The following is a 21,223-nucleotide window of genomic DNA, read 5'->3' as shown; positions in this document are numbered from 1 at the left end:
ACCGCGCCCCCCCCTATAGCGGCCTAGCCCTCAGACGTGGTGTGACGTGATGTCCGTGAGGCCAACGCGGCCTTGAGGTGTTCCAGGTAGCTCAGCAGTACCGGGATCACCGCCAGCACCAGCAGGGTCGAGACACCGAGGCCGAAGGCGATGGTCACCGCCATGGGGATCAGGAACTGGGCCTGCAGCGAGGTCTCGAACAGCAGTGGCGTCAGTCCACCGATGGTCGTCAGGGATGTCAGGAACATGGCCCTGACCCGCTGCACCACCGCCTCGTTGAGAGCCGCGTCGATATCCCGCCCGGCGTCACGCTCGTGACGATAGAAGGTCACCAGGATGATCGCATTGTTGACCACGATCCCGGACAGCCCGAACAGCCCGAACATCGACAGGATGGTGAGATCCAGCCCCATCACCCAATGGCCCAGCAAAGCCCCCACCAGCGCCAGCGGAATGGTCGCCATCACGATCAGCGGCAGGCTCCAGGAGGCAAATACCCAGGCCAGCACCACATACATCAGGCCCAGCCCGATGATCAGGCCGGTACGCATGTCGGCGAAGGTATCGCGCTGGTCCGCCGCCTGGCCCTCGAAGGTGTAGCTCAGGTGGTAGCGCTCGGTCAGCGCCGGCAGCACCTCGGCTTGCAGCGCCTCGACCACCGTGGCGGTGTTGGTCACCTCGGTGTCGAGATCGGCACTCACCTCCACGGCCAGACGGCCATCGGCGTGACGCAGCGCCTCGAAGCCCTGGCGGTGATCCAGCGCCATCACCTGGTCCAATGGCACCAGGCGGCCATCGTCCACTCGCACCATCAGCCGCGGCAGGGTCGCCAGGTGCTCACGCTGGTCCTGCGGCAGCAGCACCCGCACCTCGATCTCGTCGGCACCGTCCTGATAGGTCTGCACCAGCACGCCATCGAAGGCTGCCCGCAACTGGCGCCCGAGTTCCCGGGTGGTCAGGCCCAGCGCCTGACCATAGGCGTTGACCGAGTAGATCAGTTGTTCGCGCCCCCAGGGCATGTCGTCCTCGGGCTCCAGCACCCCGGGCAACTGTCCGAGGCTGCGGGTCAGTGATTCCGCCGCCCGCTTCAGCGACTCGGCGGACTCGCCGACCAGGCGCACGTTGACGTCACGCCCCGGTGGCCCGCCGCTGCGCTCGACGATGGACAGGGTGTCGAGTCCCGGGACCTCGGACAGACGCTCTCGCCAGGCACGGATAAACGGCAGATTGCGCACCGAGCGCCGGTCGGACGGCACCAGCTCGACCATGATCGAGCCGACATTGTCACCGGTCCGTCCGCTGGCGTCGGCGGACAGGGTGCCACCCACGCGCACCACGGCGCTGCGCACCAGATCCCCGCCGAGGGCCTGTTCGGTGTCGTCGAGGGCCTTTTGCATGGTGGCCAGATAGTCCTCGACCCTATCTCGAGAGGTGCCGGTGACGAAGCTCAGGTTGGCGTAGAGGATGTTCGGCTCCGGCGTGGGGAAGAAATTGAACGCCAGACGCCCGCCCGCCAGGAGTCCCACCGTCACCAGCACCAGCGCCAGCGCCGCGCTCAAGGTCAGCGCCCGATGGCGCAGGGTGCTGGCGGAGAAGCGTCGGAAGGGCCCCTGGCGAAAACGATCGAAGCCGCTGTCGAAGGCACCTCGCAGACGCCCCAGCGGCCCCGGGCGGCGCTCGCCGCCGGCGCGAGGTGAGAAGGCGTTGCGCAGGTGGGCCGGCAGCACCACGAAGCACTCCAGCAAGGAGGCTACCAGCACGCAGATCATCACCACCGGAATGTCGCGCAGGATGTTGCCGATGATTCCCCCCACCATCAACAGCGGCATGAAGGCCGCCACGGTGGTCAGCGACGACGCCACCACCGGCCACAGCATCCTGCGGGCCGCACCCGCCGAGGCCAGGCGTGCCGCCTCGCCTGCTCGAAAGTGAGCATCGGCGTCCTCGCCGACGACGATGGCGTCATCGACGATCACCCCTAACGCCATGATCAGGGCAAACAGCGAGATCATGTTGACCGAGCCGCCGATGCCCCAGAACACCGCCAGGGCACCGAGAAAGGCGGTGGGAATACCGATGGCCACCCACAGCGCCACCCGCGCCGGAAGAAACAGATACAACAGCGCCAGTACCAGCACCAGGCCGCCCAGGCCATTGTTGATCAGCAGACCGATGCGATCGGCGATCAGCTGCCAGGTCTCGTCGTGGACCTCCAGCGTGATGCTCTCCGGCAGCTCCGCGCGGGTTTGCTCCAGCCAGCCATTGAGCACCTCGGCGGCGGCCAGTGAGTTGCCGCTCTCCGAGCGCTGCAGCATCAGCTCCACCGCCGGCTGTCCATGGTGGAGCACCTCCACCTGTCGCGGACGGTTCTCCTGGCGGATCACCGCGATGTCACCGAGCGCCAGACGCACCCGCTGGCCCCCGCGCACCGCTATATCGGCGAACTCCTCGGCGCTGCGGCGCTGTTCCACCGCGCGCAGCTCGCGCTCGCCATCCTGACTGCCAAGCAGCCCCGCGGGCAGGTCCAGCGACAGTCCCTCGATGCGCTCGGCGATCTCCGGCAGGCTCAGGTCCAGCTCGCCAAGCCGCTCCACCGGCACCTCCACGCTGATCTGCTGCTCCGGCAGCCCGACCAGCTCGACCCGATCGATCCCGGCCGACAACAGCTCGTCCTCGAAGCGACGGGCCAGCCGACGCAGCGCCTCGCGATCGACGTCACCGGACAGTATCAGGCGGGCCACCGGCTCGAAGTTCTGGGCCCGCGAAACGCGCGGCTCCTCGGCGTCCCCGGGCAGATTGGTGAAGCCATCGACCTGCTCGCGCACATCATCCAGCGCCAGCACCGGGTCGGTACCCTCGTAGAACTCCAGGGTAATGCTCGACACCCCCTGGGCCGAAGTCGAGGTCATCCGCTTCAGGCCATCGAGATTGCGCAGGCGCTGCTCCAGCGGGATGGTGATGCCCTGCTCCACGTCTTCCGCCGAGGCGCCGCTGTAGACGGTCTGCACCGAGACGATGTCCAGCGCAAAATCGGGGAAGAACTGAATGTTCATCCGCGACAGGCCCAGGGCGCCGCCGATCAGCATCACCAGCATTACCAGGTTGGCCGCGACCCGGTGGCGGACAAAGAAGCCGATCGGGCCTCTGGGGGCATTCGGTTGGGTATCTTCGCTCACGGGCCGGTCTCCGCCCGAACATCGTCGCCCGCGGACGGTGAGCTCACAGACTCACCAGACCTCTGGCCAGCCAGGTCCACCACTCTCAATCCTTCGATGGCGTTGGGCAGATGGGTGGTGGCCAGGCGCTGGCCGTCGGCCAGACCCTCACCGCTGACGATCACCCAGGAGCCCCCGTCAGGCCCGCTGGTCTCGCCGTGACGCCTGACCTCAATCGGCCGCAGGCGCCCCTGCTCGATGACGTAGATCCGATCGGCACCGTACAGGGCGCTGAAGGGTATCGCCGCACTGTCGGCCACCTCGGGACGGGCCAGCGACAGCGATACCAGCGAACCAGGCCGCAGACGGGCCGGTGAGGACACCACCTCGAGGATGGCCTCGGTGCCGGCGGGGTCCCCCTGGCCCGACAGTGCCCTCAGCCGATAGCGCCCGCCCTCGTCGTCGACGGCCTCAGGGCGAGCGCCATCGGCCAGGCTCGACACCAGTTCGGACTGCACGCCCCTGGGCACCCGGGCACGTACCTCGAGACCATCGAGCGGGATCAGATCGAGCAGGGCGTCACCCTCGCGCACCCGGTCGCCCGGCGCGACTTCCACCGCGGTGACGATACCGGCAAAAGGCGCTTCGGCCCGGGCCCTTCGCGCATCGCGACGGGCTTCGGCCAGCGACGCCTCGGCCTGGCGCCGCTGGGCCTCGAGACTGGTCAGCCTGGCGGGGTGCCCGTCGAGTTCGCCCTGGCGACTGACCAGCGTCACCTGGGCTCGGGCGATTTCGTTCTCGTCGGCGTCAAGCTCGGCCCGGGAGGCCAGATTACGCCGCACCAGCGAGCGCATACGCTCGAGCTGACTGCGGGCGTTGTCGAGCAGCGACTGTTCCCGAGCCAGCGCCTGTCGATCGCTCTCGAAGCGAATCTTTTCCGCCTCGATCTCGGCCTCCAGCCGTGCCACCTCCGCCTCGGCCCGCGTCACCACCGGCACCACGTCTTCCTCGGCCAGGGCTACCAGCAGGTCGCCCTCTTCGACCCGGTCACCATCACGTACCGGGCGCTGCCCGACGTGGCCATCCAGCGACGCCACCAGCCTCAGGCGATCCGGCGCCAGCACCTCGCCGTAGAGCGCCAGGGTCGGTGCGTGGCGGCCCAGCGACAGCGTCATGGCGGCGACCGGCCACTCGCGTTCTTCCACCGTTACCGGAGGCGGCGCCGGCCGCGTCACCTTCAACAGCCAGAACCCACCCACGCCAATCGCCAGAACCACGATCGGTAGCAGTCGCTTCAGCATTCCATCCATTCCCTTGTTCAGACCGCGCCCTTTGCAGTTGAAGCGCTGTGTCAACGCATGCCGATAAAGCCACTTGGTAGTGTGCTCAAGCCGACAGTCACGTCGAAGACACCACCTGGCGTCTTCGCTGCACAGGCTCCTGCCACTGTTGCCCAGCCGAGGGCACGACGCAATCGCTCGCCGCCAACGACTTTATCCCTGGTGCGCATGACCCCAGGCCGAACCCGCCGATTCGGGCGCCAGGCCTGTTGCGCGCACGCCACGACGGGCGGCCCTGCGATGCGCTATCATGCCGCCACTCATCGAGGGAGAGATCATGCCTGCCGCCCTTCCATTGCCACTGTCGACGCCCAACCGCAATCTGATCCGCCTGACCTTTGTACGCGGCATCACCTGGACCGGCTTCCTGGTCGCCATCATCGTCGGCATCGAGCTCCTGGACTTCGCCCTCGACGTTCCTGCGGTGATCGCGGTGATCGTCGCCATGGGCCTGATCAATATCGCCACCTGGTGGCGCCTGGGCCGGCCCAGGGATGTCAGCCATCACGAGTACCTGATTCACCTGCTGCTGGACGTGGCCGGGCTGACCCTGCTGTTCTACTTTACCGGCGGTGCGACCAACCCCTTCATCACCTACTATCTGGTGCCGGTGACCATCGCCGCCGCCACCCTGCCCTGGCGTCACGCCTGGATCCTGGCACTCACCGCCATGGCCGCCTACAGCGCCCTGATGGTGGTCTACCATCCGGTGCCACAGCTGGGCTCCCATTATGCCTCCAGCGTCAACCTTCACGTGCTCGGCATGTGGCTCAACTTCTTCCTGTCGGCAGGCCTGGTAACCTTCTTCATCTACAAGATGGCCCACGCCCTGCGCCATCGCGACCAGACCCTGGCTCGGACTCGCGAGGCGGCGCTGCGCTCGGAACAGGTGCTGGCGGTGGCGACCCAGGCCGCCGGCACCGCCCACGAACTCGGCACGCCGCTGTCGACCATGGCGGTAGTGCTGTCCGAACTCAAGAACGAACACCACGACGACCCCAGGCTGGTGGAAGATATCGACCTCTTGCGCCAGCAGGTTGACACCTGCAAGGCGCGCCTGCGCAACCTGGTCGAAAGCGCCGACCTCCGGCGCAAGGACGAGCCAGAGACCCGCGACGCCCAGAGCTGGCTCGACGGCGTGATCGACCGCTGGCTGGTGCTGCGCCCGGACGTTACCCATCGCCTTGAGGTCGCACGCAGACGCGGCCAGCCATCGATCGCGGTGGATACCACCCTGGACCAGGCGCTGACCAACCTGCTGAACAACGCCGCCGACGCCCAGCCAGACGATATCGAGATCCAGCTCGACTGGACCGCCGACAAGGTGATCATCGATATCCGCGATCATGGACCAGGTATCCCCATGTCGATCGCCGACCAGCTCGGCGAGACCTTCGTGTCGACCAAGAGCAAGGGACTGGGGATCGGTCTGTTCCTGACCCACGCCACCATCAATCGCTTCGGTGGGGGCGTCAGTCTGTATAATCATCACGACGGCGGCACCCTGACCGAGGTCACCCTGCCCCGCGTCGGCTGAGTCTCCATTCACGAGGACATCATGCAAGACACCGCACACCGGCTACTGATCATCGATGACGATGAGGTCTTTTGCCACGTACTCGAACGTGCCATGCAGCGCCGCGGCCACGAGGTCGAGGTGGCCCATGACGCCACCCAGGCGCTGGAACTGGCGCGTCGCCACCAGCCTGAGGTCGCCACCCTGGACCTCAAGCTCGACCAGGACTCGGGGTTGAAGCTGTTGCCCGAACTGCTGGAGGTGGTTCCCGACTGCCGCATCGTGGTGCTGACCGGCTACTCCAGCATCGCCACAGCGGTGGAGGCGATCAAGCTCGGGGCGGTCAACTACCTGTGCAAGCCAGTGGACGCTGACGAGGTACTCAGCGCCCTGGAACAGCGTGAGGGCAATCCCGAGACCGAGGTGGCAGACAACCCGCCGTCGATCAACCGCCTGACCTGGGAGCATATCCAGAAGGTGCTGCAGGAACACGACGGCAACATCTCGGCCACCGCCAGGGCGCTCGGCATGCACCGTCGCACCCTGCAGCGAAAGTTGCAGAAGCGCCCTGTCCGGCGTTGATGAAACCTTCGTACGCCGCTGGTGATAGCTCTCGAGACAGTAGCCCCGCGCTAAAGCAGACGCCCGATACAGCGGACACCCGATACAAAAGAGACGCAGCCCAAGGGCTGCGTCTCTTGTTTGAGCTCAGCACGCTAGTGCATGCCCGACGTCGGGTGTCTCTCCGTCCTTCTCTACCGTCCTTCTCTCTACCGGCCTTCCCTACCGTCCTTCATTGCGCCAGGCGCCTCTAGATCAGAGGTCTTTGCGCCCGTGCATTTTACGCCCAGACTCTCAACACGAAGGGCCAAGCGCCAGGGGGTCTGCAACAGAGGCTCTGCAACGGAGGCTCTGCAACAGCGTGCTCTACTGGGCGGTCCAGCCCAGATCGATATTCCAGCTGGCGCCGGTGACTGCACCGGCCGCATCCGAGGCAAGATACCCGACCAGGCTCGCCACCTCGGAGGGGTCGATCAAGCGCTTCACGGCGGCATTCTTGAGCATGATCTGCTCGATCACCTCCTGCTCCTCCATCCCATGGAGTCTGGCCTGGTCGGCGATCTGATTGTCCACCAGTGGCGTCTTGACGTAGGCCGGACACAGGGCGTTGGCGGTGATGCCCTGGGCGCCGCCTTCCAGCGCAGCCGTCTTGGTCAGCCCGATCATGCCATGCTTGGCGCTGATGTAGGCGGCCTTGCCGGGCGAGGCCACCTGGGCATGGACCGAGGCGATATTGACGATGCGCCCCCAACCATTCTCGCGCATCGACGGCCAGGCCGCCTGGGTCAGCAGGAAGGGCGCGGTCAGCATCAGATCGATGATCTGACGCCATTTTTCCTGGGGGAACTCCTCGATGGGAGCGACGTGCTGGATGCCGGCGTTGTTGACCAGAATATCCAGCCGCCCGAAACGCCTCAGGGCTTCATCGACGGCGCCGCAACAGGCCTCGGCCTGGGTCAGATCGGCCTCGTGGAAGACCGCACCCTCGGCCTCGGCCACCTCCCGTCCGGCCGGGTTGAAGTCGACCGCCAGGACTTGATGCCCCTGAGCACGCAGATGGGCGACGACCGCCGCACCGATGCCGCTGCTGGTGCCGGTCACCAGGGCAACTCTGGGAGTGGAATGATCGCTCACTATTGCTCTCCTCTGGGTCTGCAACACATCACCCGTCGAACGGGTGGCGTCTTTCTGATGGTGATTCCTGCCAACGCCTACATCAGCATCCCAGCATATGCTAGTGCTGCATTGCAGCGCCAGCCGGACAAAGGTCTCGATCGCTCACTCGGGGGCCGTCATCACCTTGTCCATCAGCCGCTGTGCCAAGCGACAGGATTCCTGGCCACAGGCAGACGACAGTACATCGTCTGCAGACCGGCCTGAAACTCAATATGTATATTTAGCTGAGCACAACATATATGCAGCCGTGCGCTGCTATTGATCCACATCATATCAAAGCATAAGTATTTGTTGACCTGACAACATCGGGATAACACGATCCCCCCACGACCCTTGTCGCACGCAGGAGATACCTCTTTTATTTCCACGGCAGGGAAGTTGTCTTTCAAGAGTATAAAATTTGCGCGTAAATCATAAACAGGGAGCGGGATATGGACAGAATGTATTTACGCCACACCCCTTCCATTAAATATTCTGACCCTACCGACAACACAAACCTTTTATCAAACAACACTTTCCAACGCTGTCCAAGGAAATCATCAATTCCATCCAACCAGACGAGAACACATTCGCCATGTTGATAGCGATGCAAAAAATAGATCAGGAAATCGATAGAATGACTGGATACCTGATTCTTATTGCAATGATCAGCCTATTCCTGCTGATCGCTTTTGGAGCAGTTTACCGACTTTTCCTCAATACAATCAACTATCCATTTGGACTCGTTGATTTGCTCACAATCTGCATCGTGCTTCCAGGAGCAACAATGGCTCATCGACGGGGGTGCTATTTCGCCCTTACATACATCGCGAACACGCTCCCCGATAGTGCAAGGAACAAGATCATGATTCTCGCTCAATTAGCGACAATGAAGATCATGATCATACTAACCTACCTTTTCCATGAAAATCTCCTGCTTGCAAACATAGAACACATATTTTATGAGGAAAATCTTCGCGCCTTGGGCCAGACAATGCTACCTATCATGTTTATGATGATGAGCTACACCTCCTTGATTGCATTTTCACGAGCATGGTTTACGACACCACCAACTGAGGCGATCACTCAATGACCCCCTTGAGTCTGGTGTTTGCTGTCCTGGCAGAACTTCTAGTACTTGGAGTTCCCGTCATCTTCGTGATAGGGGTAGTGGGCGTTGGTCTAATCGAGACGCAAGACCTGACTTATGGACTAGTCACTTTTCAGTTCTTGCACAATATGCAGAGTCTGCAGTTGGAAGCCATCCCTTTACTCATCGTAACCGGAGATCTCATCACTCATGGAAGAGTCAGTGCCAGCTTGAAGAGTCTCACCTTTGGCGTCTTCGGCATCGTGAAAGACGCTACCCCTCTGTCGCAGACGGTTTCAGACACGGCATCCGAACCAGACACTGCAAGTAGTCATGGGCCTGTCACGCAATTGTTATCAGGCACGTCAAACAACCTTGGCCACGCACCGCAATACCGAACCAATAGAGCTATCCCGACAATTGTGAGTGCATTTACAGCGCTATCGGTTCTTGCTGCCGTTTTTATATCAGTCTCTTACATGCTAGCCAGTGACGTGTATCCAAAGCTGGTTCCAGCAATACTCGTGCTATCCGCTATTCTGACCATCATCTGTACATATCAGAACACTCATTCACGCTCATACCATGATGGAAACCTCCGTTCGCCCTCTTTTCTGTTTTCAGTATTTTCTGCCATATGGGATCTAGCGATACCCTTGATTGTGATTGGTGGGGTAAGCTCCTACATATTCCGTTTTTCGGAAGCAGCGATGCTGGCTGTCATCCATGCTTTACTCGGAGCATTATTTATCCATAGAACCTTAGCGCTACGCGACATACGCAGAATCTTGATTCAATCATCAATAACCTCATCTGTGATAATAGTAACAATTGGATTTTCCGGATTACTCAACGCGAGTCTTCAGCACTCTGGAATTTCGGACCGCATTATCGAAACAGCGCTTTCCCTTGACAGCACCACCTACTCCACACTACTTATCGTTGCTACTGCGGTGGTGGTGACAGCCTGTTTGACAAGAGCCGTCGCTGCACTGATCATCTTGACACCGCTAGTCTATCCCTTGACCGACCAGCTTGGTATAGACGAATTCCAGCTTGGTTTTTTCATGATTTCCCTGACCAGTATCGGGGCCCTCTTTGCACAGCTCTTGGTCGAACTCTACAAGCGTCCAACAAGCGAACAAGGCACACCATCGCGATGTCACAGCCTTGCATCAGGCTATCTCCTCATAGTCTCTATTTCAATATTTATTGTAGTAAGCTGTACATTGAGCCAATAAATAAAAATATATCAATCAACCATTACCAGGAATTCACTGATAAAAACGATATAAAGTCACGACCAAGACAGCACTTTTATCAATAATGTAACAAAGCCACCCACAGCCATGCCCCCGGACAGTGACTGCTATCATGTCGACTCACTCGGGGGCCGTCATCACCTTGTCCATCAGCCGCTGTGCCAGGCGACAGGCCTCGCCCATGTCGTCGACATCGCCAAGGTCGTTCAACAGCAGGCAGCGCCACAATATGTCCCCGGCCATGATTTCCGGCTCCAGCTCGAATTCCCCCCTTGGCAGCTCCAGCACCTGAGGCCCGGCCGTGCCCGTATCGCACGCCTCGGCGGATTCCCGCACCAGCGCCAGCGACAGGTCGCAGGGCGTCAGCCAGGCGCCAACCAGCCATCCAGGACGGCCAGGACAGGGCGCAAAACACAAGGCATCCACCGCAAGCCGGGGGTGAAACTCCGGGCGCGCCTTGAACGCCTGCAGGTGACGATCACTGAATTCCCTGGCAAGACGTTCCAGCCGCCGGTACTGCTCCATCGATAACGCCGACATCACACCTTCCTGTCACTGTTGAACCCTTGATTCCCCGTTACTGTCCTCGACACCCACAGGCACGCGCCGAACGGGAATGTTAGACTTCAGCCAAAATCCCTCCCCCTGCAAGGAGTCGCCCATGACCCTCGAGGAACGTCTGGAAGCCACCATCGACATCGCCACGGCGGCTGGCAAGATGATCCGCGATGCCCGCGAAGGTGACGACCTCAAGCATCACTTCAAGGAAGGCCAGGAGCTGGTCACCGATACCGACGTGGCGGTGGACACCATGATCACCGAACGCCTGGAATCGGCCTTCCCCGGCGAGGACCGCCTCAGCGAGGAGCTGGCCCCCGACAAGGATGCCGTGGAAGAAGATGGCGCCCTGTGGGTGGTCGATCCCATCGATGGTACCGTCAATTTTGCCCACGGACTCTTCCATGTGGCGGTGTCCATCGCCTACGTCAAGGATGGGGTCACCCAATTGGGCGTGGTCCATGCCCCCTTCCTCGGCGAGACCTTCACCGCAATACGCGACAAGGGCGCCTGGCGCAATGGACAGTCGATCAGCGCAAGCCAGAGCGAGTCCCTCGAGCAGAGCCTGGTCGGTACCGGCTTTCCGTACCGGCGTGATAGCCGTCTGCCCCTGATGCGACGCCTTGGCGCGGTGCTTCACCACTGTCGCGATGTGCGTCGCAACGGCGCCGCCGCCCTGGATCTGTGCGATGTCGCCTGTGGTCGCCTGGACGCCTACTACGAAACCGTCTCTCCCTGGGATTTCGCCGCAGGCTGGCTGATCGCCCGAGAGGCCGGCGCCCGCACCGGGCACCTGTATCCCTGCCCGGAGGGCCTGCCCGAGGACCTTTACGGCGAGAACCTGCTGGTCAGCGCCCCGGCGATCTTCGACGAACTCGGAGAGCTGCTGCGCCAGGCCGACGCAGGGGAATTGCGCGATATCGGTATCGGTTGAGCGTCGACTTTTCGCCATGCCGATAGCCGTGTTCGATCGAACGGCATTCAGCAACGCTATTGGCCTTCCGCGACGCAATCCGTCACAATGCGCGCCATCCACTTACTCATTGACCGTCCCGCCGCATGGCGTCGGACAGGTCGCTGATTCAACACTACCCACTGCATCAACGATGCGAGGAGCTTTCATGATTGTTGTCATCTTCGGTCGCCCCGGCTGCCCCTTCTGCGTACGCGCCAAGGAGCTCGCCAACTCTCTGAGCGACGCCGGTCGCATCGAGGGCTACCGCTACGTGGACATTCACGAAGAAGGCATCACCAAGGCCGATATGGAAAAGACCATCGGCAAGCCGGTCACCACCGTGCCGCAGATCTTCGTCGACCAGACCCACGTGGGCGGCTTCACCGAATTCGACCAGTACGTTCGCGACAATGAGCTGATGCCTGCCTGAACCGACGGCACAGCCGGTAACAAGACGGGAAGCCCACATGGGCTTCCCGTTTTTTTGCTGAAGACCCCACGAAACGTGCGCCTGGTCATGCCACCTGCCCTGCCCATCCTGGCCAACAGAGCTTGCCCTCACCCGTCTGGCCGCCGAAACCGTTGAACGTTCGCCCGTCGTTGAAAGATCGTCCCTCCTTCCTGCCTATACTCACAGAACAGGCTTCCTGGCAGGCAAGGATCGGCAATGACAGAGCAGCAGCGCTTCGTTCAGCAATTGTGGCTGGACTACGTCCATCAGCACCCTGACATCGGTGCGCTGCGCCTGTGGCCGGTGGATGCGCCGGTCGAGTGCTTCACGCTGGTCACCGTGAGCCAGTCCCCCTGGAGCCTGGCCTCCCTGTTGCCGGCTCTTGAACAGCACGGCTACCGCCCTCTATATCGTTACGCCCTGCCCGACCGAGGCCTGCTCGCCTGCCTGTTCGCCGGCCGTGAAGAAGGGCCGAGACTGAACATCGTCGAGCTGCAGACCACCCGTCTGTCGCGCCAGCCTCGCGATACTCTGCTGAAGCTGGTCGCCACCGGCAACGCAGAACGAACCCCATTGCTTGGCGCCAACCGCCCCTGGTCGATGCCTGACTGGGACAGCTACCAGCAGCTTCATCGCGCCCATCCACTGGCCGGCTGGCTGGCGGTCATGGGCCCCCGGGTGCATCACGTCGCCTTCGATTGCCGCAGACTCGACAGAAGCCTGGTCGAGCTGGACCAGGCACTCCAGCAACATGGCCTGCACGCCGGACAGAACGAGGATCTGGCGCTCCCCCTGTCGGCGATGGTCGAACACCGCTTCTACCCGACCTGTTCTCGGCGTCTGGCGTTCGCCCTGGGAGATGAACATCGGGTGCAGCTCGGCGGCCTGCTGCTCTTGGAAAAACAGGCCAGTGCGGGCCAGCAACGCACCGCCGACGTGATGCTGCCACCCCACAGCCGCTGCGAAATCACCTGACGCCGGGCGTCAGCCGACGGCGTCGGCTGTGTGCTCTTCTTCACCCTCCAGGTCCAGCTCAAGCTGCTGGGGCTCGTAGCGGGGATCGATCTCGGCGAAGTGCGGAGTCTCCATCACCGGCTGAGCGACGAAGGGCTCCTGCTCGACCGACTTGCCCCGCTCACCGTGGAGCCTGACCATCACGAACATGGCCAGGGCAAAGGCCGCCATGCCGAGAAACAGCCATAGCCCGTCGGGACCCGCCGCCTGCATCACCAGCGAGGCACTGAAAGGCCCGATGACCGAGCCGATGCCGTACCAGATCATCAGCTTGGCATTGGCAGCGACCACCTCCTCGGGTTCGAGCCAGTCATTGGTATGGGCCAGACTGAGCGAATACAGGGTGTGCAGCATGGCAGTGTGGCCGCAGGCGATCGCCAGCAGCAGCCAGAAGCTGGCACCGGCCGCCGCCGAGATCAGAGCACCGGTGACGGTCATTACGATCGCCATCCACAGAATGACGCGACGCCGGTCGAGTCGATCCGAAACCCGTCCCAGCCCCCACTGGGCGACCAGCGCCACCAGGGTGGTAACCGCCATGAACTTGGCGGTCTGGGCAGTGGTCAGGCCGATCTCCTGACCGTAGTACGGAGTCATGGCGAAGAACGCCTGCACCATCAGGCCGCCGGTAAAGGCACCGACCAGGCCCACCGGCGCCCGCCGATACAGGGTCGACAGACGAATCTTGCGCGGCGTCACGTCGTGGTGACGACTGGGCCCCTGGATACGATGAATCGACAACGGGACCAGCGACAGCGCAAACAGCATCCCCACCACCGAGAACAGTACCGGGCCGCCCGGGTCGGCCAGATTGAGCATCCACTGGCCGCCGGCCAGCGAGGTGGTCGAAATCACCATGTACCAGCCCAGAACGCGACCGCGATTATCGTTGCTGGACTCCCCCGACACCCAGGACTCCATGACCATCAACAGGCCCGCCGTGGCACCACCCCCGATCAGCCGCCAGACCAGCCAGGCCCAGGGATTGATCCACAGTCCATGAAGCATGGCGGTAACCGCCAGCGACGCCGCACAGGCGGCGAACACGCGAATATGGCCGACGCTGCGAATGCGCTTCTCGAGCCAGTAGCTTCCGGCCACGAACCCCAGCGAGAAGCTCGACATCAGAAGCCCCGCCATCTGGGAGGGGAAGCCCTCCAGCGACATGCGGACCCCGAGCAGGGTCATGATCAGACCGTGACCCAGCAGGAAGCTGATCTCACACAGGAACAGAACCGGGAGAGTGGCAGGGAGTGCGCGCAACACAGACCTCCGTGGCGATGGCGAATGGCCGGCCGAGAGCCCGTCTCGACCAGTGACCTGGGCGCCGCATTGTACCTGCCAGGGCTCGAGTCTCCATCCCTCCCACGAGGTTCATCCACAGATTCTGTGGATAAAGCTGTGCATCAAGGCGTTTGAACCGTCCAAAAGCCCGATCACTGCGGCACCGGACTCAAGATGGTCATAAATTCGGCAACCGCGACAGGGTCTCGCAAACGCCAGCGGCCCGGCGTAAGCCGGGCCGCTGCGAGGGTGCCAAAACCTTGTTCTCGCTCAAGGTATCAGCCAGCAGAACATGCTGGCTCGGCAAGGGTGACGCTGGTCAAAGGGCGTTTTGGTCAGTCGAAGACCATTTCCGGGACGTCATCCGGCACGATCAGCTTGCCGGCGGTCTTTTCCTTGATCTCCTCGACACTGACGCCCGGTGCCCGCTCCTTGAGGATAAAGGCGCCGTTATCGATCTCCAGATAGGCCAGATCGGTCAGCACACGATTGATGCAGCCGGCACCGGTCAGCGGCAGGCTGCAGGACTCCAGCAGCTTGGAAGTGCCGTCCTTGGAGGCGTGGGTCATGGTGCAGATGATGTTTTCGGCACCCGCCACCAGGTCCATGGCTCCGCCCATGCCCTTGATCAGCTTGCCCGGGATCATCCAGGAAGCGATGTTGCCGTTCTGGTCGACCTCGAAGGCGCCCAGCACCGTCAGGTCGACGTGACCACCGCGAATCATCGCGAAGGACTCCGCCGAGGAAAAGATCGCCGACCCCGGACGCGCGGTGACGGTCTGCTTGCCTGCGTTGATCATGTCCGGATCGACCTCTTCCTCGGTGGGGTAACGCCCCATGCCGAGCAGACCGTTCTCGGACTGCAGCATCACGTCCATGCCTTCCGGAATATAGTTTGCCACCAGGGTCGGAATGCCGATGCCCAGGTTCACGTAGAAGCCGTCTTCGAGTTCGCGCGCGACACGCTGCGCCATCTGTTCACGAGTGAGTGCCATCTTGATGCCTCTTTGCTGTTCTTTGGAGAAGTCGTTGCGTCAGGGCGATGCGCCTGATCAGCCCTGGTGTACGGTGCGCTTCTCGATACGCTTCTCGAAGGTGCCCTGGATCAGGCGGTCGACGTAGATACCGGGCGTGTGGATCTCGGCCGGATCCAGCTCGCCCGGCTCGACGATCTCTTCGACCTCGACCACCGTGATCTTGCCGGCGGTGGCGACCATGGGATTGAAGTTCTGGGCGGTCTTGCGATAGACCACATTGCCGTAGCGATCGGCCTTCCAGCCCTTGACGATGGCGAAGTCACCGACGATGGCCTCTTCGAGGATATAGTGGCGACCGTTGAATTCGCGCACTTCCTTGCCCTCACCGATGGGGGTCCCATAGCCGGTTGCCGTGTAGAAGGCGGGAATACCGGCACCGCCGGCGCGCATCTTTTCGGCCAGGGTCCCCTGCGGGGTCAGCTGCACATCGATCTCACCGTCGAGCATCTGACGCTCGAACAGGGCGTTCTCGCCCACGTAGGAGGCCAGGATCTTGCTGATCTGACGATCCTCCAGCAGCACCCCGAGGCCAAAGCCATCGACGCCACAGTTGTTGGAGACCACCGTGAGGTCCTTGACCCCGCGACGCTTGATCTCGGCGATCAGGTTCTCCGGAATGCCGCAGAGACCGAAGCCTCCGGCCAGCACCGTCATACCGCTCTCGATGCCGTCCATCGCCTCTTCATAGGAATACACGCGCTTGTCGAATCCGGCCATGTGGGGCGCCTCGTCTGTCGATGAAAGTGAAAGGAGAGGTGGCGAACCGGCACCGTTCCGGTGCCCCGCCCTGCCTCAAGGTAGCACTGAAGGCAGTGTTGCTCGCCCCCATATATTTGTTAAGTTTGTTTTCTTTATTGATTATTTATATCTTTAAATAAATTTGACCTTGGTAGCATGTCGTGACCGTCAAGCAACTGCGTGCCTTTCTGGCGGTGGCCAGAACCCTGAGCTTCACCCAGGCCTGTGAACAGCTCCACCTCTCCCAGCCGGCGCTGAGCCTGGCGATCAAGGGTCTCGAGGACAGCCTAGGCGGTAGACTGCTGATCCGCACGACCCGAAGCGTCCGCCTGACCCCCGAAGGTGAGTCCCTGGTGCCGCTGGCCAAACGCTTGCTGGTGGAATGGGACAACACCGAGGACGCCCTGCGCCAACGCTTCACCCTGCAACTTGGACGGCTCTCCCTGGCCGCCATGCCGGCCTTTGCCGGCAATCTGCTGGCCCCGGCGCTGGGGGTGTTTCACCGCCAGCACCCGCGTATCAACGTCACCGTACATGACGTGGTCAACGAGCAGGTGATCGACATGGTGCGCCAGCGCCAGGTGGAGATGGGCATCGCCTTCGAGCCGGAGGCCACCGGCAGCCTGCACTTCACTCCGCTGTTTCACGACCGCTTCGTGGCCGTGCTGCCCCCACGCTCGCCTCTGGTACAGCATTCAAGCCTCGACTGGGAAAGCCTGATGAGCTGGGACTTCGTGGCGCTGCAGCGGCCTTCCATGGTACGCCGCCTGCTGGAGCAGCAGCTCGGTGCCCGACACGGGGCCCTCAAGGTAGCCTTCGAGACCCATCAGCTCGCCAGCGTCGGACGCATGGTGGCCAATGGCCTGGGCGTCAGCGCCGTGCCCTCGCTGTGCCTGCGTCAGATGCAGGAGGCCGGCGCGGTCTGCCGCCCACTCAAGGATCCCGTCATCGAGCGCGCCGTGGGGGTGGTCACCTGGAACCCCCACGAGCTGTCGGTGGCCGCCCGCGCCATGCTCCAGGTACTGGTCGACAATATCGAGACACCGACCCTCTCAGAAGCATGACGCTGACATGGCCGTGGACCCTCGCACTGGGCAGCCGGCACCGGATCCATTAGGATTGGCGGGCCTGCCTCGCCCACTGTCACGGCCAGGCGACACCCGCTCTATCTGCTGTTGCGAGGTTATCCAAGGAATGTCGACCCTCAAGGGCCTGATCAGCGTTCTGCTGCTGGTTGGCAACACGCTATTCTGGACCATCCCGTTGGTGATCCTGACCCTGCTCAAGGTGGTCACCCCCGGGCGACGCTGGCAGCGGCGCGTGCTGGCCGGGCTCAACGCCATCGCCCTCAACTGGATCGGTTTCAACCTGTGGTGGATGCGTCACTGGATCAAGCCCGACCTTCGCATGTCGGTGCCCGAGGGGCTGAGCCCGGACGCCTGGTACCTGGTGCTGTCCAACCATCGGAGCTGGACCGACATCTTCCTGCTGATGATGGCGTTTCATCGCAAGATCCCGATGCCACGCTTCTTTCTCAAGCAGCAGCTTATCTGGATCCCGGTAGTAGGGATGGCCTGGTGGGCACTGGAGTTTCCCTTCATGCGCCGCTACAGCAAGGAGCGCCTGGCCGCCAACCCACGCCTGGCCGAACGCGATCGCAAGGCCACCGAGCGCATGTGCAAGCGTGCCCGCGACGTTCCCATTGCCATCATCAACTTTGTCGAAGGGACCCGTTTCACCCCGGCCAAGCGCGAGGCCAGGCAAAGCCCCTTTCGCCATCTGTTGCGCCCCAAGGCCGGCGGCATCGCCCAGGTACTGAACCTGCTCGGCGATCGTCTCGACGCCATCATCGACCTCACCATCGACTACCAGTCGAGCCAACCCAGCTTCTGGCGCTTCCTGTGCGGCCAGGAGAAGGCCATTCGCCTTGATGCACGCCGCCTCGACGTGGCGCCGTGGATGCTGGAGGGGCGCTATCACGACGACCCGCACTACAAGGAACGCTTCCACTCATGGCTCAACGCCCTGTGGCAGAACAAGGACGCCTCACTCGACTCGCACCGCTGGTGATCGCCCTGCTGCTGGCCGGCTGCGCCGGTCAGGGGGCATCCCCGACGTCATCGCAACGCAGCGCCAGCGTCGCCGGCAGCAGCATTGCCGGCGACTGGATCAGCGTGCAGCGCGGCGACACCCTCGGCTCCATCGCCCGCCGCGCCGGCGTACCGCTATTGCGGCTGCAGCGCTTCAATCCGGGTGTCGACGCCCGCCACCTGGCCGTGGGTCAGCGCCTGCTGGTGCCCTCTCATCAGGAGCGGGCGCCGTCCGGCGGCCCCTATCGCTATCAGATCCGCCCCGGCGACACCTATAGCGCCGTTGCCAGGCGCTTCGGCACCACCGCTCAGCGCATCCAGAGTGCCAATCCTGGCGTCCGCGCCACCGACCTCAAGGTCGGCCAGGTGATCCAGGTGCCGCTGGCCAGCCGATCGGTCGCCAGCAGCTCAGGCACGTCCAGCAGCTCAGGCACGTCCAGCCCCTCTCGCTCCGCTTCGTTGCCGGATCCCGGTCCGGTCGCCTCAAACGCTCGTGGCTGGCCCTGGCCGCTGGACGACTATCGGGTGGTGCGCCGTTACGGCAAGGACAGCCGCGGCAGCCTGCAGCCGATGCTGCTGGCCACCGACGAGGGCGCCCGGGCCAAGGCCGTTGCCGATGGCCAGGTGCGGTTCGCCGACGGCATGCGGCAACTGGGCCAGGTGGTGATCGTGCACCACGCCGATAACCTGCAGAGTGTCTACGCGCTATGTGACGACCTGCTGGTCAAGCAGGGAGAACAGGTCAGCCGCGGCACCCCACTATGCGTGGTCGGCAAGCATGCCTCGACCGGCCGCCACGATCTGCTGTTCGACATGCGCCATGGCGGCAAGCCCATCGACCCGGACACCATCCTTCGCTGAGCGCTGCGGGCCGAGTCGACGCAAGCGCAATGCGCTTGTCCGTCGCCCGGCCCCATCGACACCGTAACAGCCTGTTCATATCGCTGACCTAGAGATGTCATGCTGGAGCATCACTCTGTCTCGGGAGCGGGCCATACGGGGCCCGACCGGTACGAGGAATTCCATGCGCATCTGTCTGGTCAGCGAAACCTGGTCTCCTGATATCAATGGGGTCGCCCATACGCTGGGGCGCATCAGCCAGGAACTGCGTGCTCTTGGCGTGACGCTGCAGCTGGTCCGGCCGGCCCCCGTCGACGGCTCCACCGAACCCGCCACCGGGATGGCCCACGAACTTCGTGTACGCGGCATGTCGATGCCGCGCTACAAGGAAGTGCGTATCGGCTGGGCCTCCGCCAGTCGTTTGCGCAGGCTATGGCGCGACAATCGTCCCGACGCCATCTATGTAGCGACCGAAGGCCCCTTGGGCTGGTCAGCGCTGCGCGCGGCAGAAAAGCTGGACATTCCCGTGGTCAGCGGCTGGCACACCAACTTCGATCACTACTGCCAGGACTATGGTCTGCCGTGGCTGGCGCCACTGGTACGCAATCGCCTGCGTCATTTTCACAATCGCTGTGCGGCGACCCTGGTACCGACCCATCAGCAAGCCCGGGAGCTTGCGCAAAGAGGCTTCGAGCGCGTCAGCGTCATGGCACGCGGCATCGAAGGCGATCGTTTCACCCCCGCCAAGCGTAGTCAGCAACTGCGCGACAGCTGGGGTGTCGGCCAGCACCAGCCGGTGGCGCTCTACGTGGGCCGACTGGCGCCAGAGAAGAACCTGGAGCTGTTGCGCGACACCTTTCTCGACATGCTCGAGGCGCGCCCCGACATGCGCCTGGTGGTGGTGGGCGACGGCCCCGGGCGGGCATCGCTGGAAAAGGCCCTGCCGGACGCCATCTTTACCGGCTTCATCGATTCCGCCGAGATGCAAATCCACTACGCCAGCGCCGACATCTTCGTCTTTCCCTCGCTGTCGGAGACCTGGGGCAACGTCATTCTCGAAGCCATGGCCAGCGGCCTGGCGGTCGTAGCCTTCCGCCACGCGGCCGGCGCCGAGTTGATCACCACCGACAAGGATGGGGTCAGCGTCGCCGCCGGTGACAACGCCGAATTCCGTCAGCAGGCGACAGCGCTATGCCAGCAGCAGGCACGCTACGCCCGCCTGGGCCGCGCCGCCCGGGAACGCGCCCTGGCCTACCGCTGGCCATCCATCGCCCAGACCTTCCTCGACGCCCATCACCAAGCCCTGACGTCGGGAACCGGCCTGTCGGACCCCGCCAAGGCCTAGATCGCTCGTTGAACACCCCGCCGCCGGCCCGAGCGGCGGCGTGGAGGCCACAGGAAGCGGGCCCTAGCACGACACATGACGACACATGACGACAAAAGACGCTAGAAGACGACTTACCGCCAGGGAGATGTGACATGCCCACTAAAATCCCGCAGATGTTCGACCGCCTGGATATGCTCGAGTGGCAACTGTGCCAGCGCACCGCCGGCCTCAGCATTCACCGCCCCTGGCTATCCACCTTGAAGATCTCCAGCAAGCTGGGCGACTGGCCGATCTGGGTGGCGCTGATCGTGGCGTTGCCGGCGATCCACGGCCGCGATATCGGTCTGCGCCTGATGCTCGAATACACCGTCACCGCCGTGGTGGCGATCGCGGTGTACAAGCTGCTGAAGACCCGTCTGTGTCGAGAACGGCCCTTCATCACCTTTGGCGGCAGCATCCAGTGCAACGAACCGGCCAGGGACCGCTACAGCTTCCCCAGCGGCCACACCATGCACGCGGTGATGTTCTGCACCCTGGTCGCAGTACACAGCCCCGCATTGCTGCCCTGGCTGCTGCCCCTGGCGGGCTTGATCGCCATCTCGCGGGTGGGCCTGGGACTGCACTACTACAGTGACGTCCTTGCCGGCGCGGCGCTTGGCTATGGCATGGCCCTGGCTAGCCTCGGGCTTTCCTCGACCACTCTGCTGATCGCGGCGTCCCACTGACGCCGCCTCGGGGGCATCACTGCCGCTCGCCCGCATCTCGCCCGCATCTCCAGAAAAAGCGCCACCGCTCCTGATCGGTGGCGCCAGCCAGCCTTCACTGGCATCCTGCTTGAATGCCACCACAT

The 21,223-nt window shown here is 62.9% G+C and carries 19 protein-coding genes; 12 read left to right on the top strand and 7 right to left on the bottom strand.

All coding sequences use genetic code 11. From position 1 onward, the window contains the following. Window positions 1–23 precede the first annotated feature (23 nt). Window positions 24–3,176, bottom strand: a complete 3,153-nt coding sequence (locus EBB56_RS15005) for an efflux RND transporter permease subunit (RefSeq protein WP_260425376.1) — start codon at window positions 3,174–3,176, stop codon at window positions 24–26. Further along, entirely contained in the window at window positions 3,173–4,456 is a 1,284-nt protein-coding gene (locus EBB56_RS15000) for an efflux RND transporter periplasmic adaptor subunit (RefSeq protein ID WP_045991462.1), read from the bottom strand. The genes EBB56_RS15005 and EBB56_RS15000 overlap by 4 nt, the downstream gene beginning before the upstream one ends. Before the next feature lie 316 nt (window positions 4,457–4,772). On the opposite strand from EBB56_RS15000, the gene EBB56_RS14995 reads away from it, so the two are divergent. Next, a complete protein-coding gene (locus EBB56_RS14995; protein ID WP_045991463.1) occupies window positions 4,773–6,032 on the top strand; it encodes an ATP-binding protein in 1,260 nt (419 codons plus the stop codon). Between the two features lie 21 nt (window positions 6,033–6,053). Further along, window positions 6,054–6,593, top strand: a complete 540-nt coding sequence (locus EBB56_RS14990) for a response regulator transcription factor (protein ID WP_045991464.1) — start codon at window positions 6,054–6,056, stop codon at window positions 6,591–6,593. Between the two features lie 345 nt (window positions 6,594–6,938). Here EBB56_RS14990 and EBB56_RS14985 read toward each other — a convergent pair whose 3' ends face one another. Beyond that, complete coding sequence (locus EBB56_RS14985; RefSeq protein WP_371931868.1) at window positions 6,939–7,706, bottom strand: 3-hydroxybutyrate dehydrogenase; 768 nt, start codon at window positions 7,704–7,706, stop codon at window positions 6,939–6,941. A gap of 658 nt (window positions 7,707–8,364) precedes the next feature. Between EBB56_RS14985 and EBB56_RS14980 the strand changes: the two genes are divergently transcribed. Both EBB56_RS14980 and EBB56_RS14975 read left to right on the top strand, forming a co-directional pair. Next, the gene (locus EBB56_RS14980) at window positions 8,365–8,820 is read left to right on the top strand and encodes a hypothetical protein (RefSeq protein WP_124804723.1); all 456 of its coding nucleotides are present in this window, start codon (window positions 8,365–8,367) and stop codon (window positions 8,818–8,820) included. After that, the gene (locus tag EBB56_RS14975; RefSeq protein ID WP_083970212.1) at window positions 8,817–10,058 is read left to right on the top strand and encodes a TRAP transporter large permease subunit; all 1,242 of its coding nucleotides are present in this window, start codon (window positions 8,817–8,819) and stop codon (window positions 10,056–10,058) included. The genes EBB56_RS14980 and EBB56_RS14975 overlap by 4 nt, the downstream gene beginning before the upstream one ends. 141 nt (window positions 10,059–10,199) lie before the next feature. Here EBB56_RS14975 and hybE read toward each other — a convergent pair whose 3' ends face one another. Further along, window positions 10,200–10,619: a [NiFe]-hydrogenase assembly chaperone HybE gene (hybE, locus tag EBB56_RS14970; RefSeq protein ID WP_045991466.1), complete on the bottom strand. Its 420-nt coding sequence runs from the start codon at window positions 10,617–10,619 to the stop codon at window positions 10,200–10,202. Between the two features lie 121 nt (window positions 10,620–10,740). Between hybE and EBB56_RS14965 the strand changes: the two genes are divergently transcribed. The 3 genes from EBB56_RS14965 to EBB56_RS14955 all read left to right on the top strand — a co-directional run bounded on the left by EBB56_RS14965 (window position 10,741) and on the right by EBB56_RS14955 (window position 13,018). Then, window positions 10,741–11,571, top strand: a complete 831-nt coding sequence (locus EBB56_RS14965; protein WP_045991467.1) for an inositol monophosphatase family protein — start codon at window positions 10,741–10,743, stop codon at window positions 11,569–11,571. A gap of 187 nt (window positions 11,572–11,758) precedes the next feature. Beyond that, the gene (locus tag EBB56_RS14960; RefSeq protein ID WP_045991468.1) at window positions 11,759–12,022 is read left to right on the top strand and encodes a GrxA family glutaredoxin; all 264 of its coding nucleotides are present in this window, start codon (window positions 11,759–11,761) and stop codon (window positions 12,020–12,022) included. Between the two features lie 237 nt (window positions 12,023–12,259). After that, window positions 12,260–13,018: a DUF1338 family protein gene (locus EBB56_RS14955; protein ID WP_045991469.1), complete on the top strand. Its 759-nt coding sequence runs from the start codon at window positions 12,260–12,262 to the stop codon at window positions 13,016–13,018. A 9-nt stretch (window positions 13,019–13,027) separates the two neighbouring features. On the opposite strand, the gene EBB56_RS14950 is transcribed toward EBB56_RS14955, so the two are convergent. The 3 genes from EBB56_RS14950 to EBB56_RS14940 all read right to left on the bottom strand — a co-directional run bounded on the left by EBB56_RS14950 (window position 13,028) and on the right by EBB56_RS14940 (window position 16,095). Beyond that, a complete protein-coding gene (locus tag EBB56_RS14950) occupies window positions 13,028–14,320 on the bottom strand; it encodes an MFS transporter (RefSeq protein ID WP_045991470.1) in 1,293 nt (430 codons plus the stop codon). A gap of 356 nt (window positions 14,321–14,676) precedes the next feature. Further along, on the bottom strand, window positions 14,677–15,336 hold the full coding sequence (locus EBB56_RS14945; protein ID WP_045991471.1) for a CoA transferase subunit B: 660 nt from the start codon (window positions 15,334–15,336) through the stop codon (window positions 14,677–14,679). A 57-nt stretch (window positions 15,337–15,393) separates the two neighbouring features. Continuing rightward, a complete protein-coding gene (locus tag EBB56_RS14940; protein ID WP_045991472.1) occupies window positions 15,394–16,095 on the bottom strand; it encodes a CoA transferase subunit A in 702 nt (233 codons plus the stop codon). Between the two features lie 182 nt (window positions 16,096–16,277). Between EBB56_RS14940 and EBB56_RS14935 the strand changes: the two genes are divergently transcribed. From EBB56_RS14935 to EBB56_RS14915, 5 genes are all read left to right on the top strand, one after another. Next, window positions 16,278–17,180, top strand: coding sequence for a LysR family transcriptional regulator (locus EBB56_RS14935; protein WP_045991473.1), 903 nt, complete (start codon window positions 16,278–16,280; stop codon window positions 17,178–17,180). 130 nt (window positions 17,181–17,310) lie between these two features. Beyond that, on the top strand, window positions 17,311–18,186 hold the full coding sequence (locus tag EBB56_RS14930) for an acyltransferase (protein WP_045991474.1): 876 nt from the start codon (window positions 17,311–17,313) through the stop codon (window positions 18,184–18,186). Beyond that, window positions 18,129–19,067 carry a LysM peptidoglycan-binding domain-containing protein gene (locus tag EBB56_RS14925; protein WP_083970213.1) on the top strand — a complete coding sequence of 313 codons (939 nt, stop codon included), beginning with the start codon at window positions 18,129–18,131 and terminating at the stop codon, window positions 19,065–19,067. The genes EBB56_RS14930 and EBB56_RS14925 overlap by 58 nt, the downstream gene beginning before the upstream one ends. Window positions 19,068–19,230: 163 nt before the next feature. After that, on the top strand, window positions 19,231–20,391 hold the full coding sequence (locus EBB56_RS14920; RefSeq protein WP_045991475.1) for a glycosyltransferase family 1 protein: 1,161 nt from the start codon (window positions 19,231–19,233) through the stop codon (window positions 20,389–20,391). Window positions 20,392–20,525: 134 nt separating this feature from the next. Further along, on the top strand, window positions 20,526–21,098 hold the full coding sequence (locus EBB56_RS14915) for a phosphatase PAP2 family protein (protein ID WP_045991476.1): 573 nt from the start codon (window positions 20,526–20,528) through the stop codon (window positions 21,096–21,098). Window positions 21,099–21,223: the final 125 nt, after the last annotated feature.

The organism is Halomonas sp. YLB-10, from assembly GCF_003856855.1.
Lineage (GTDB): Bacteria > Pseudomonadota > Gammaproteobacteria > Pseudomonadales > Halomonadaceae > Halomonas > Halomonas litopenaei.
Note: the sequence above shows the minus strand (reverse complement) of the source record. Positions and strands in the feature narration are given on the sequence as shown.